Here is a 14299-nt window from a genome sequence, read left to right on the forward strand (position 1 = left end):
TCGTAGCCCTTTAGCCCAAGCTTGAGTTTTGCGTGGCGGGGAGCACCCGAACCCTTCGACGAAGTACGCGCATCAACAGCAACGTCGTCGTTCCGAAGCCGAGGATCAACCCGAGCCAAACTCCGTACGCTTCCCAACGGAGGCCTAATCCGAGTATGAATAGTGCAGGAATTCCCACACACCAGTATCCGATTAATGTGGCTTTGAGCCCCGAACTTGTATCGCGCAGCCCGCGCAATAGGCCTACCGCAACATTCTGGGAGCCCTTAGCGAACTGCTGCAGGATGGCAAAGAACATCAAGATTATTGCGACGGTCATAACTTCGTCAGTTGCCTTCCAGGCAAAGATTCGGACGACCCACCGTCCACAGGTCGCCCATACAAGCCCTATAAAGCCCAGGTAGATACCCACAAGGATCGCCACTCGACGCACGGTCTCAGTGATAACAACGCGCGGATGGTTCGCCTGGAGTCCCCTACTCACGAGTATCGAACTTCCATGAGAAAACCCGATACAAACTTGATACACGATATAAGCGATCTGATTAACGACAGTATGGGCTGCAAGCATCGTCGGGCTAACCATGGACATTGCAATCCCAGCGATCGTAGTCAAAGCGGCTTCCGAACCATAGGTTAAGGAGACAGGCCACCCGATACGGAGTAGCTCACGTGCTGCTGTCATATCTCCTGTTTGAGGTCTAAATTCCACGTAGTCACCAAGATCAGGATCTTTTCGAATCTTGAGAGAAAATGCCACCAAAGTAAAAACCTGGACAACCGTAGTCGAGAGACCAATTCCGGCCACTGCCCAGGCTGTAGTCGGGGCAACGGTCACCATCAACCAGTTCACCGCAGCATTGACCGCTATTGACCACAAGGTAACGACGAGTAACGATCCCGGCTTTCGCATCCCTACCGCGTACTGTCGTAACACGTTCAGCCACAGCATTGGAACCAGTCCCGGGGCCAATGCGACCGTCATACCGAAAGCTATTCGGGCAGTGTCACCATGGACCGGTAAAACAAATAGACTCACCCCCAGAAGAGCAACAATAATCGCACCCAATGCAGATATGACCGTCGCTACTTCAAATGAGACTCGTACCTGCTTGCTAATTCCTGCTTTAAGAACGTCACGGCGAGAATCATCGATTGCCCCTCGCGCCTCTGCGTTCTCTAGTTTTGCGACTGCTTCAGCGACCTTATTTCCGCTAGCGGTAACCATACCGACGCACATAGTCCGAATTTGGTTATAAAACTGCATTGCCAATCCCCCGGCTCCGATAGCCACCACACTCAGCGTGCCCAGCATGGCCACATCGGTCGAGGTCAATGCCACTGTGGCTAGCTGAACTCCGGCAATAGGCAACGAAAGCCTAGAGATCTCCAGATAACTTGGGATCTGGACGTCTAAAAGCTCCTTTTCACCGGAACTCTTCTTTCGGTCATAGCTTGTTTCAACACGATCTTTAGAGCCCACGCGCAGAAGCTCCCTCTGCCGTAGAACAATATCTATTCAGATTCGCTGTCTGACGGTTAGATAGGGCAATAGAGTCATTAAAAGCCCTTAACATTCCACTAACCTGATGTTCTGCAATATCCGATAATAATTTATTGGCAATCATCCACCGGTCATCAAATATCGTATTTTGATACTTTTCACCGGCATCGCAGGCAATCACGACCATCGTCGTACCAGCAGGAAAACTCGCCAACTGTCTCAGCGCCTCATAGATAGCTGCTCCCGAGGTACCGCCTAGCATCAGCCCTTTCTCGCGTGCTAAGACTCGGGAGGTGGCAAAGGCTTTCACATCGTTTATCTTTAAACCTTGGTCAATAGCTTCGGTGTCGACGTTGCAGCCGACCGGAAAACCTCCTGGAGCTCCAGCACCGCTTTGCTTGTACGCCCCGGCTGGCGGACCAAATATGATCGAGCCTTCTGGTTCAACTCCAATCGTTATTAATGAATGGCCTAGCTCGCGCAAACGGCGCGCCGTTCCACAAAGGGTTCCACCTGTGCCCACCGAAGCAACCAGAACGTCGATATTGGCCGAAATAGCACTATCCAATTCCTCAGCTAGGTGTGAATAGCCTAAAGGATTATTCGGATTATTATGCTGATCAGGCCACCAAACATATGGACACGAGGAACAAATCTCCTCAGCCTTCTTTCGTCGAAGCATTGTCGAGGGACGATCTGACGGACCATCAACAACTACTAGTTCCGCCCCATATGCCTTCATAGCTGCCAATTTCGATGGTGCCGCGTGGGAATCGACCACCCCAATGAATTTATAGCCCAGTTGAGCCGCAGCAATAGCCAGTCCTAGCCCGGTATTCCCCGAAGTGGGCTCCACAATGGTATATCCCGGTTTAATCTCTCCCCGACGCTCAGCACTGCGCACCATGGCTAGCGCCATCCGAATTTTTGCCGATCCAGTTGGATTAAAACACTCCAACTTAATCAATAGGCGGCTTCCGTTTCCTGCCCTAGCTAGCTCAAGAAGCGGTGTTCTGCCGACAAGATCACATACCGAACGAGGAAGGCTGGAATCTTTAGGCACTTTTCGTACGCGGCTTGAGCCTAAATTGCTTGGCGGCAGCACATGGTTCTGATCTTTAGGTCGGTTGCTCATAGCCAGCCTCTCTCCACTAGTGGTCGATCAATTCGTAGAGTCCACAGATCTGTCCAATTGGAATTACCTAAACGGCCAGACGTTGGCGCAGATTCACTGACTGTGTCTGGCAACATGCCGTCTTTGGACACCTCTTCGAGAACGAACCGGGTGGGTAAAGGTAATTGGTGGAATTGACTCTCGTTCTTATCCATTTGGTAGCCGGCGGTGTTGTGATAAATGAGCAGATCACCGACTTCTGCTGGCCTGTCGAACAACACCTTTCGCCAAGTCAACATGTCGTATTCCATGCAGCTCGCTCCCCCTACCGCAGCGCGCCATGACTTTGTCTTTGTGTTACCGATTGATCGTTGTTCTCTCTGCCGCGGTTCTCTGGGCCATAGCGTCGGATCGGGAGAAAACTCCCGTCCTTTCCACTGCTCAGACAGACTCATCGATAGCCCATCCACAACGATGAGCGAATATGGGTCCGGCAGACTAACTGATCCCCCCGGTTCTGAATTGAGACAAGGTTCGATTTCTGAGTTCACCCGATCTTTGACACCTTGCACGGAGAAGACCGTATCGCCAGCCCCAGCTAAAAGGCCACGGCCAGGTTCTATGCATACGGAAATACTGTTCTCACGTAAGGCCGGGCCCACTTCGTCAAAGATTGAACTCAACATCGCGGAGCCCGTAGGAAGTGGATTACCGTAGGGATATGTGCCTGAAGGGACCCGGCCAGCGTGGTAATCCCCGGTACTTATCGTGCTCTGAAAACTCTCCCACTCATCATGGCCTGTATATGGAACAGTGAAGCCGCCCCCAATGTCGACGGTGACTGCGGAGTGCCCTCGTCGTCGCAGCTCAGCAATCTGATCGACGGCTCTGCGAATGGCGCGTACACGTTCGTCTATGTCGTAGCCATCGAGATGGAAGCAGACCCCCTCTATAGATAAGCAGCCATTCTCAGTAGGATCTTCCGATGAGAAACTCGATGTTAAACGCTGTGCCACACTTTCATGGCTCAGCCATTCAGAAAACGAAAGACCGAATCTTGTGTTCGGCTGAGTATCAGGCCGTAGTCGTAGAAGAACCCGAGCAACTCGGGAACTTTGGCTCGCGATTTTTCTTACACGTTCGAGTTCAACCAACGAGTCAAGCGCAAAAAGGCACCCATGCCGTATACCCAGCCAAAAGAGGGTTTCACTTTTATCGGCACCGGTGATGGTGAGCCGACTCGGGTCAATACCTTCAGCTAGGGTCCCCACGAGTTCAGGCCCACTCGCAACATCACACCCCTGTTCAGAAAGCGCTACCTCATGAAGCCAGCACTGGGCTTTATTGGCTTTTCGTGCAAAGAGAACGTGTCCTTCCACTCCATGATGGTCAAACACATCAATGTATGCGGCTAAGTTTTTACTGAATGTAGCCGGATGTAAAAGGTGAAAAGGTTTTCCAGACAATCTGCGGAGAAAATACAGGAAATGCGGGTCATCTATTACTTCTTCCTCCCAGCTTTCCAACATGGGCTCGAGGCACGGGGGTGGAGCCTCATGTTCCGCTAATCCCATAGCTGTATCTCCTGCCCTCGTCCAGCTGCCAGCGCCCTCATAGCAAGCTCATCAGCAACTGGGATATCAGTCACGATCATCCCCGAACTAAAAGCGAACACTTTCTCGTCGGCATGACTTCGGATGGTTCGGCCTGATGAAATGAGTTCTGGAAGTACACCGTCGAGCTGGTTGCTACCCTGGCGTAGACGTTTTCCGACTAAGGCATATTGCCCCTCACTCGTGGCCACGACACGATCAACTTCTGCAACTGCCCCATCTGCTACGCCCTTTGATGCCACTGAAATGAGTAGGCCACCCTTGGGAAGCCAGTCAGTATGGATGGGTGGATGACATGCGCGACCGGAAGCGACTACAACGATGTCAGATTCCTGAACCACCTTTTTAACATCCTCTGTGAACCTGAGTTTCCGATCCGGATACCATCTACGGAAGCGCTCATGAGTCGAGTGGATACCACCTTCGTGAGTTCCGTGAAAGGTGAATGTGGACAAGGACGGTAGCGCTGTCGCCAGGTAAGGCAAGGTGTTGACGGCTTGAATTCCGGTCCCCAACATCAACACCGACTGAGGATCGGGTTTACTGCACTGTCGAGCTATGAGTGCAGTCGTCGCAGGCGTTCGGAGTGCTCCTACTTTCTGGCAGTCCATCAGGACATACGGCAAACCTGTTGAATCGTCGTACAAGGTGATGGTTGTGTAGTAATGATCGGGATTATCGCCACCCTTTCGATACGACGTTTTGTAGCCGACAAGGTCTCGGTAACCATCGAAGCCAAGCATCGAAAACGCAATCGAATCCCGGCTTTTAACTGGTAAATCAATCATCATTTTCGTAGGGCATCGAGATTGACCTTGCTCCAGGGCCCGATAGCCGTCTTCGACAAGTTCAATAACCTTTGACGGTTCAAGCTCTATGTCTTTTAAATCCGATCTCGTCAGTAGACGAAGGCTCCGGTCGGAGCGGAGTTCTGGTGTTTCAATGGCGGACATGGATTTCCCCTCCTTGGGATGAGGAAAGCGGGTGGTGCGGCGTGTATTTAGGTGAGGGTTTGCAAAGTAAGGCAAAGTAAGAAATGACCAGGCAATGGCCAGCTAGGTCAACGGAGATAGAGCGTCGATGAATAATCCAGCCTCCCCTCGAGTGACATGGGAGCGGACGCGATACACCGAGGAGAGCATGGATTCGGTGATGGTCTCTTCAGGTAAGCCTGAGCCGACGTTTCTCCCCTGGTCAAGGACTACTACTTGGTCAGCAATTCTGGCGGCCTGGGTAAGGTCATGAACCGTGAGGACCACTGCAGCTGGTGTTGTCACCGCATAATCACGAACCCACTCCAGTAGCGATAGTTGGTTTTTCAAGTCCAGAGCGCTCGTAGGTTCGTCGAGTAACAAAATCTTAGGGCACCGAATCAAGGCTTGTGCACAGCTGACAAGCTGACGTTGTCCTCCCGAGAGCTGTCCCATCGGCCGATGCTCTAATTCAGCTAGCCCCATTGTGGCGAGCACAGTTCGAACTTTGGCGCGGGTTTCCGGCGATACGCGCAACCCCGCGAATCCTTTAAGACTTTGCTGGTGGGCTAGCAGAACGGTCTCAAACACAGTTAAGGCACTTTTAGGAGGAGGATCTTGCGGAAGATACAAGGCTTTCGGCCCTACTACGGTTCCTTCGCTTTTCTCTAGCCCAGCTAGGCATCTCAATAGGGTTGACTTGCCTGAGCCATTCGGCCCAATCAACGCCGTAATAGTTCCCGGTGAGCACGGTGGGATCGTGACATCCTGAAGTGTTGGAGTCGCCTCTCTGGGGGAATAGGAAAAGGTGATATTGCGACCCTGGAAAAACTGTTCTTTACCGTCGATCGTCGTTACAGATCGAGTATTGAAACGACGACTCCTAGAAGCTGGCTCATGTGACATGGTCGATACCTCTACTAGGACCAGTTTCGCGTTCGGGAGGAGGCAATAATGGCTACGAAGACAGGTACGCCAACAATGGCGGTAATGATTCCTACAGGAAGAATCACCCCGGGCTGGATGAGCTTTGCGCACACCGAGGCGCTCACCAGCAACACCGAGCCCGACAGAACGGAAGCGGTCAGGAAGTACCGCTGATCCTCCCCGACCATAATTCGCGCGATATGCGGCCCAACCAACCCGATGAAACCGATAGTTCCGGCCATAGCAACTGACGTCGCAGCCAATAAGCTAACGGCCACCAAAGTTACATTGCGGACGCGAGGGACATTGATGCCCATCGACATTGCCCTGTCATCGCCCAACCTGAAGGCTGTAAGGACCCACGCATTGCGGTAAAAGCCTGCTAGGCAAATCACTAGGAGAACAGCGAGGACTCCAATTTGCGGCCACGTCGCACGCGTTAAACTGCCTAGGGTCCAGAAAACGACTTGCTCAAGCTGCACTTCAGAGGCCATGTACTGCATCAGAGCGAGCATCGCGTCAAAGAAAAATACGATCGCGATACCAAGCAAGATCATTGTCTCGGCTCCGCTTCCACGCAGCCGAGAAAAGATGATGATGATTCCGCACGCGGCGATCCCAAAGATCCACGCCGCCCCAGACATTCCCAGTGTGCCACCGATCGTGGTAGCCGAGAAGCCGGTGACTACTGCCAGCGCTGCGCCAAAGCTGGCCGCTGCGGATATGCCCAATGTGTAGGGTTCCGCGAGCGGATTTCCCAGAATTGTTTGTATTTGGGCGCCGGCGGCTGCAAGTGCTCCTCCCACGAGCACAGCAGTTACTGTCATCGGTAGGCGAATATCCCAAATTATCTGATAGTCAATGGGCCGTGAGTGACTCGGATTGAAAAGTGTCGATAGCGCATCGGAAGCAGGCATCGAGCCTCCGCCTATCAAGAAATCGCAGACAGTGAAAATGACTAGTGCGACAGCCAGAACTGCGATAAATAAAAGCTTTTTCCGAGACGAAGCAGCATAAAGTTCTTCTTCCATTTCGTCGTCAGAAAGGGCATTAACGGCGGAGGCTACCGACGGCTCAAACTCAACTGAACTCATGACAACTGAGTCCAGAATGTACCTGAGTATTTCACAGGCAAGAACTGCTCATGCAGCGTCTTCATGTCAGCATCAGGATCCAGGTCCCCAAAGAGTTCCGGATGCATCGCCTTAGCCATCCATTCAATGGCGATGACGTTGTAAGGGGAATCGTAAAAGTGGTGCCACATGGCATAAGTGCGGTGGTTTTTCACGGCGTCAACCTGAGAAACAGCAGCTTGACTGGAGACAACCTCGCTAAGTTGTTGTTTGGCCTTATCTGCGGGTTCGTCATAACCAAGGGCCACGTACTTCTTTCCCTTGACGGGTGAACGATCTGGCGACCAATCCGCACCGGTAGCCACGATCACATCTGGGTTCTTCCCGGCGAGGGATTCGGGAGAGACTTGCCCTTGTTTAGTATCAATCATGCTGTCACCAAGATTGTTACCACCAGCTTCGTTCACTAACGTCGCCAAGTTCGATTTATTGAAGGTTGAACAGCAATCAAAGTAGCCCGGTGCCCGCCACAAGAACGTGTCTGTCGCCGGTTGATTAGAGTCCTTCAGACGTTTTTGAACTCGATCGAGTTTCTCCTGATAAAAATCCGTGTAGTTCTTGGCTTCATCGGTGTGCCCCGTGAGTTTCCCCATCAACGTGACCGAAGGAACCGTATTTTTCGCGGGATCGATGAAATAATCGACCGTGACGGTCGGCACACCGGCTTTCTCAAGTCCCTCGATTAACCCAGCTTCTTTGGCAGCATCAAAACTTCCCGCACTGACGACGAAGACGTCTGGACGAGCCTGGAGAGCTTGCTCTAGTGACATCGAGCCGTCCCACACTTCACCAGTCTTCGTGATGTTGGCTATATCTGGGAATTTCTCTCTGTATTTCTTGTATGTAGCCATGTCATTTTGTTCGAGATCATCTGGCCAGGCGACGATGTTCTCAAGCGGATTTTCTTTATCGAGTAGTGCAGTGGTGTACAGCAACCGTTGACCACCGAATAGAAGTCGCTCTGGGTGAGCCGGTATCTCAACGGTCCTGCCCATCACGTCTTTCACAGACTGCTTTTCATCCGCCTTGGAGTCATTGTCAGAATTCGGGCCCGAACACCCTGCTATAGCCATCGATGCGGCAAGGATACTAGCGAGGATTGCCCTCCTAGCTCGACGTTTTGACGTATTCAGTATTTTCACAATTCTTCCTGGGGAGCATTAGTTCTACGAGGGATCACGTGAGAAACAAAAGTATTGGAGCCTTACCTAAGTAAGTCAACAGGTTTCTGAGATTTCTTTAGAGTGAGACTCCACCTAGCGACGAACACTCCCCTAATTACAGCGGCTTGTAAGCCCTAATGCGTCAGCTAACACCTCCAATGACCTGCGAATTCGCAAATCGGACTTTAGTTCATAACCTAATGTTTTATCGAATTATATTTTCACCCCCATACGTGGTTGGTAAGATTTGACCAGGCGGAACTTCCTTAGCATGCTCTAACTCACATCACTTTTCATTTCCAATGTCTCCCCTGCGAAAGACCTGCCGTGTCCCGAACTCACTCCTCACCCAGCTTCCGCTCTCCCCTGAAGAAGTCACGAAGCCGCCACTTCACCACCGCACTTGCCGCCGTAGCATCCCTCTCCCTGGCCCTTTCAGCATGCTCAACGCCGTCCACCGGCGGAGACGGCGAAAGCTCAGACAAATCCACCAAGCAATTCGTCGTCCTGGAAAATATGGAGCTCGGTAACTACAACCCACTTCTTGGACACGGACGAAACGGAGAGTCCCACATCTACGACTCGCTCTACCGTGTTTCCCCAGGAAAAAACTCCAAGCCGAAGCCGGTGCTCGCCGATGGCGAAGCCAAATCCAACGATGATTTGACGGAATGGACCGTCCCGTTGAAGAAAGACATTTCCTTCTCGGACGGATCGTCCTTCGGGCCGGAGGATGTCGTCGCCACTTATAAAGCGATCATCGATCCGCGCTTCGCCTCCACAGAGGCCACGGCAGTTGAATCAATCGACGACGTCACACCGGACGGGGACCACGCCGTCAAGTTCCACCTCAAGCACCCTGATTCCGAGTTCGACCGTCGCATCTACCGAGCTATCGCTCCGTCTGAAGCCTTCGATTTCACCAACCCGGCGAAGGCAGAGGACATGAAGATTAACTCAGATCCCATTGGAACGGGCCCATACAAGGTCACCTCTCTACGTCCAGATGAAGCGATCCTCGAGGCGCGCGATGGCTACTGGGGCGATGCCCCCGAGACCGAGAAGATCGTCATCCGGCACAACACCGACGACAACACCCGGGCGCAGCAGATGCGCGTCGGCGAAGGCGATGGCACTATGCTCGAAGCCAAGCTGGCCGACACCGTCGCCAAATCCAAGGACATTTCCGCGGAGCATATTGATTCCCTGGATTGGCGGGGCATCTCCCTTCCCGCTGCTCACCCCGTCGCCGGTGACGACGCGATCCGCATGGCCATGAACCTCAGCGTCGATCGACAAAAGATGATTGACGACATTTATGCAGGCCACGGAACCCCAACCAGTACCTTCATCACCGACGCCTATGGCGATGCCTACGACAAAGATTCGGAGATCCCCCACGACACAAAGAAGGCGGAAAAAATTCTCGACGACGCCGGTTGGGTTAAAGAATCCGACGGCATCAGAGTCAAGGACGGCCAGCGGGCGGAAATGGATGTTATCTACTTCCCTAACCGCGATGCCGCCCGAAAGGATTTAACCCTCGCCGCAGCCTCGGACCTGAAGGCCATTGGCATTCAGATCAACCCGGTGGCCAAGGACTCCAGCGCGGTGACCGAAGAGGTGTACAACTCCACGCCGGTCATGCTGGGCGGCGGCGGTGAGCCTTACACCATCGACGGACAGATCTATCATATTTTGCATTCGAAGTATGCAGCCGATGGCGTCGGGGCAAAGTGGGATAACGCGTCGGACTACGTCAATCCAGAAATCGACAAGCTGCTGGACCAGGCGCGATCCGAGTCCGACAAGGACAAGCGCAACAAGATCTACAAAAAAGTCCAACAGGAGTATCGGAAGAAGCCAGCCATGCTCGCACTCACGTACGGCGCTCACTCCTACGTGCTCAATAGCCATGGCATGAAAACTGGCGACCAGATTGTCGAACCGCATTCCCACGGCTCCTTGTTCGGGCCTTGGTACAACATTGAGGAATGGCACAACTAAACCGTGTCTACACCGAGACTGCGCCGAATTTCCCCAGGTCAAAAGCCTATCGATAATCCGACCGATCGCCATCGTCGACGATCGATCTCGGCGTCTAGCCACAGCCGCCGGCGTGACATAGGAATCCTTATGCTCCGCCGGATCTGTTCCCTGCCGCTTCTCGCGTTGGCCGTCACGGCCGCGATGTTTTTCTTGGCATCGCTAAGCCCCTTCGACCCGCTCGAAGCCTATACCCACGGCAACGCCGGTGCTTTAACCGACGAACAACGTGAGGATCTGATCCGGACCCTCAACATTGAAGGCCCCTGGTACGCCTCCTGGTGGTCATGGGTGACCAGCGTCTGCACAGGTGACCTGGGAACATCACGGTTCTACCGCATGCCAGTAGCCGACGTCCTAGCGCAGCGTCTGGGGTGGTCAATTCTACTGGGAGCGCTGGCTTTAACCCTTACTCTGGTCGTCTCATTCGTGCTCGGTGTCGTGGCTGGCCTTCGTGAAGGTGGTCTTGTCGACCGAATCGCCGGGTTTATCGCCACTTTGCTTCAGTCCCTCCCCCCCTTTGTCCTTGCCCTTGTTGCTCTATTGGTCTTTTGTTTGTGGATCCCTATCGCTCCTGCTGGTGGGCTCACAGATCCAGGACAACCTGTTACGTTCGCTGGCACTCTCCGCCATGTCGCTCTCCCCGCAGTCATCCTGGGAATCAGCCAGCTGCCCTGGTTCCTTTTGAGCCTCAGAGCCTCCGTTCGCGAAGCAATTCAATCCGAAGCAATGACTGGTACCCGTGTCCGTGGGCTTGATCGACGCACGGTAATGCTGCACCACATCGTTCCGCTGTCATTACCCTCGTACTTTGCGCTCATCGGATCTCGGTTACCGGAACTCATTGTCGGATCAACCATTATCGAATCGATTTTCGGCTGGCCGGGCCTTGGCCAGGCGATGGTCGACTCCGCGAAATCCCTCGATTTCATGTTGTTATCGACGCTGACCCTCCTCATCACCATCGCAGTACTAATCGGAAACATGCTTGCCGACGCCTGCGTCGTCCTCACAGATCCGAGGGTCGATGCCAATGTTTAAGCACCTAGTTAAGGGTCGATCGTCGGGTCTATTACTCGCCTGGATTTCAGTGCTCACGATTGTGGTGATCGTTGCCTATGCGATCGTCGTGCCCATTGCCCTGCCGGAGGATCAAACGACGGTTAACTTCGCTAACGCGTACAGTCCCCCGAGCTCGGACTACTGGTTTGGTACTGATTCCGGCGGGCATGATCTTTTCGTCCGCACCGCACAGGCGCTGAGGATTTCGCTCATCATCGCGGTCGTCACGGCTGTGTTCTCCGCGATAATTGGGACGTTAATTGGGGTTACCGCTGCTCTCGCCGGCGGGTTCCTTGATCGCCTGACCATGCGTTTCGTTGATGGAATGAATTCGCTACCCCATCTGATTCTCGTCCTTGTTGTGGTCTCTTTTTTCAAAGGATCAGCCACCGCGATCGTGCTGGCTCTCGTTGCCACCCACTGGATTCCTATCGCCCGTATTACCCGCGCGCAAGTGCTCACTATTAGACACTCGGATTACATCCAAGCTGCTTACCTCGGCGGACGTGGTCACCTGTGGGTAATCGGACACCACCTTGTCCCAGCTGCATTAAGCCAATCTGTCGTGGGACTTATTCTATTAGTCCCTCATGCGATTTGGCATGAATCGACCTTGTCGTTCCTGGGGGTCGGACTTCCCGCACACAGAGCCGCCCTCGGCACTCTCCTCCGCGATGCTCAAGGCGGAGTACTGCTTGGCAGCTGGTGGATTCTGGTCTTCCCAGCATTGTTCCTCGTCGTTTTTTCGTTAGCAGTATCAAACGTCGGGCACTCGCTAGTTTCCCGTGTTAATGACTATGGCGAAGGGAAGGTCTAGCTAATGTCTGCCCCCCTTGACGAAACTCTCACCCCTAATCAAGGGCGTATCCCCTCGGTCGACATCCGGCATCTGAGCGTGAGAATTCCTGCCCCCGGCCACCGTGGGCGGTTCCACGGTCGCGGCCATGCGGACCGTGGCTGGGTTCATGCGAACACAGACATTTCCCTCACCGTATGCCCAGGTGAAGTCCATGCGGTGATCGGCGAATCCGGGTGCGGTAAGTCCATCATCGCGAATACCGTCGTCGGCACGGTGCCGTCGTCTGCCCACGTGGAAGGCACGGTCATTGTTCAAGAATCGTCGCCATCGCCGGGCTGGTCCCAAGACATGGTTGCCTACCACCACGCCAAGCACGGCGATTGGCGGGACAAGCCGAGTCCCCTCGCCGGCCACCACGTCGGCCTGATCCCGCAGTCCGCGGCAACTTTTCTCACCCCGGTCCGGACCGTCGGTAGCCAGCTTCTCGAGACGATCACCGAGCTCACCCCTTCTGCCGACGCACCTCAGAGAATCGAGACGCTGCTGGATCAGGTCCACCTGCCGAACCGAGTGGCGAACCTTTACCCCCACGAGCTGTCCGGCGGAATGGCCCAACGAGTAGCCGTCGCCTTCGCCCTTGCCGGCGATCCCGAGGTCGTGATTGCCGACGAGCCCACGGCCTCCTTGGACCCCGAATTGAAATCCTCCCTGTTCTCGCTTTTGCGAGATATTGCCGACGCTGACCGCGCGGTCCTTTTGATCACGCACGATGTGACGGAGCTGCGGGACGCTGCCATCGCCGACCGGTTAAGCGTGATGTACGCCTCCCGTTTTGTTGAACAAGGCGCAGCGTCAACAATCCTGGACCACCCTCATGACCCATATACTCGGGCTCTGCTTGCCGCGCTTCCCTCCGGCGGCATGGTTCCGATCCCTGGCTTCCCTCCCTCGCTGGTGGACCTGGACGACTCCGTCACCTTCGAATCACGTCTGAAGGAAGCAGAGGAACTCTCCACTGCTTCACACGACGCTTCACCCACCGCACATGACGATGGTTCGAGCGCGTCACGCGAAAGCTCGCCGGCAGAGTTAGCGTCGGAAAGAAAAATGCATCCCAAAGTGTGGGAGGGGTCGAAGATCACGAAGAGCTTTAGCGGCAAGAAAGCGTCGATCCCCGTTCTGAACCAACTGGATATTTCTATCCACTCTGGAGAAATTGTGGGGCTCGCAGGCCCGTCAGGATCCGGTAAGACGACGCTGGCCAGGATCATGTGTGGGCTGCTTGATACTGACCACGGAACCGTGACATGCGGCGGAGAGGAAATCCGGAATATTACGTCCGTTATCGGGGGCCGGAGGCAGGCGCGTGGAAAGATCAATATGCTCTTTCAGTCGCCGCGGAAGGCGTGCAATCCGCGGTTCACTCTGCGGCAAATCATCGAAGAAACCAGCCACGGAATGACGGCCGAAGAAGCGGCGATGGAAGTCCAGGTGACACCGGACCTGCTGGATCGTCGCCCCTCCCAGGTTTCAGACGGGCAGCTCCAGCGAGCAATATTGGCGCGTGTGTTGGCAAGCGAACCGGACTTCGTCGTCTGCGATGAGGTCACCGCCATGCTGGACCCGGGAACAGCTGCGCACACGATGACCATGCTGACGTCCTGGGCGCGCGACGGCGGAATTGGGATTCTGATCATCAGCCATAGCCCCGAGCTTCTTCGCACCTGTTGCGACCGGCAGATTCATATCGAGAGCCTTGCGCAAAGCCACGATTGACAGCAGCGCTTAGCGACGAAAACCCCCTACCGGCATTACCTGCCGATAGAGGGCTTGTTTTGTAGCGGGGGACGGATTCGAACCATCGACCTCTGGGTTATGAGCCCAGCGAGCTACCGAGCTGCTCCACCCCGCGACAGTCGCACGGAGACCGTGTCTCCGTCAGCGACAAGAGATAATTTAACGCATCG

11 protein-coding genes and 1 tRNA gene are annotated in these 14299 nt (G+C 54.2%); 4 read left to right on the plus strand and 8 right to left on the minus strand.

Annotated elements, in window-relative coordinates; genetic code table 11:
- Window positions 1-10: 10 nt before the first annotated feature.
- The 7 genes from KCQ76_RS03030 to KCQ76_RS03060 all read right to left on the minus strand — a co-directional run bounded on the left by KCQ76_RS03030 (window position 11) and on the right by KCQ76_RS03060 (window position 8335).
- On the minus strand, window positions 11-1483 hold the full coding sequence (locus KCQ76_RS03030; protein WP_231725325.1) for an MATE family efflux transporter: 1473 nt from the start codon (window positions 1481-1483) through the stop codon (window positions 11-13).
- Window positions 1473-2639, minus strand: coding sequence for a PLP-dependent cysteine synthase family protein (locus KCQ76_RS03035; RefSeq protein WP_082089765.1), 1167 nt, complete (start codon window positions 2637-2639; stop codon window positions 1473-1475). The genes KCQ76_RS03030 and KCQ76_RS03035 overlap by 11 nt, the downstream gene beginning before the upstream one ends.
- Complete coding sequence (locus tag KCQ76_RS03040; protein WP_052722184.1) at window positions 2636-4192, minus strand: type III PLP-dependent enzyme domain-containing protein; 1557 nt, start codon at window positions 4190-4192, stop codon at window positions 2636-2638. Before KCQ76_RS03040 ends, KCQ76_RS03035 begins: the two co-directional genes overlap by 4 nt.
- Window positions 4183-5184, minus strand: a complete 1002-nt coding sequence (locus KCQ76_RS03045; protein ID WP_046202628.1) for an ornithine cyclodeaminase — start codon at window positions 5182-5184, stop codon at window positions 4183-4185. Before KCQ76_RS03045 ends, KCQ76_RS03040 begins: the two co-directional genes overlap by 10 nt.
- Window positions 5185-5286: 102 nt before the next feature.
- Window positions 5287-6108: an ABC transporter ATP-binding protein gene (locus KCQ76_RS03050; RefSeq protein WP_082089764.1), complete on the minus strand. Its 822-nt coding sequence runs from the start codon at window positions 6106-6108 to the stop codon at window positions 5287-5289.
- A 14-nt stretch (window positions 6109-6122) separates the two neighbouring features.
- Window positions 6123-7223, minus strand: a complete 1101-nt coding sequence (locus KCQ76_RS03055) for a FecCD family ABC transporter permease (protein ID WP_221914785.1) — start codon at window positions 7221-7223, stop codon at window positions 6123-6125.
- On the minus strand, window positions 7220-8335 hold the full coding sequence (locus KCQ76_RS03060; RefSeq protein WP_052722183.1) for an ABC transporter substrate-binding protein: 1116 nt from the start codon (window positions 8333-8335) through the stop codon (window positions 7220-7222). Before KCQ76_RS03060 ends, KCQ76_RS03055 begins: the two co-directional genes overlap by 4 nt.
- A 417-nt stretch (window positions 8336-8752) precedes the next feature.
- Between KCQ76_RS03060 and KCQ76_RS03065 the strand changes: the two genes are divergently transcribed.
- From KCQ76_RS03065 to KCQ76_RS03080, 4 genes are read left to right on the plus strand one after another with little or no spacing between them, the layout of a single operon-like run.
- Entirely contained in the window at window positions 8753-10432 is a 1680-nt protein-coding gene (locus KCQ76_RS03065) for an ABC transporter substrate-binding protein (RefSeq protein WP_052723058.1), read from the plus strand.
- 3 nt (window positions 10433-10435) lie between these two features.
- A complete protein-coding gene (locus tag KCQ76_RS03070; RefSeq protein ID WP_231725327.1) occupies window positions 10436-11512 on the plus strand; it encodes an ABC transporter permease in 1077 nt (358 codons plus the stop codon).
- Window positions 11505-12350: an ABC transporter permease gene (locus KCQ76_RS03075; RefSeq protein ID WP_046202632.1), complete on the plus strand. Its 846-nt coding sequence runs from the start codon at window positions 11505-11507 to the stop codon at window positions 12348-12350. Before KCQ76_RS03070 ends, KCQ76_RS03075 begins: the two co-directional genes overlap by 8 nt.
- Before the next feature lie 3 nt (window positions 12351-12353).
- Entirely contained in the window at window positions 12354-14108 is a 1755-nt protein-coding gene (locus tag KCQ76_RS03080; protein WP_052722181.1) for an ABC transporter ATP-binding protein, read from the plus strand.
- A gap of 62 nt (window positions 14109-14170) precedes the next feature.
- Here KCQ76_RS03080 and KCQ76_RS03085 read toward each other — a convergent pair.
- Window positions 14171-14244 (minus strand) — tRNA-Met (locus KCQ76_RS03085).
- Between the last annotated feature and the right edge of the window lie 55 nt (window positions 14245-14299).

This window comes from Corynebacterium parakroppenstedtii (assembly GCF_019754935.1).
In the GTDB taxonomy this organism is placed as follows: Bacteria; Actinomycetota; Actinomycetes; order Mycobacteriales; family Mycobacteriaceae; genus Corynebacterium; species Corynebacterium parakroppenstedtii.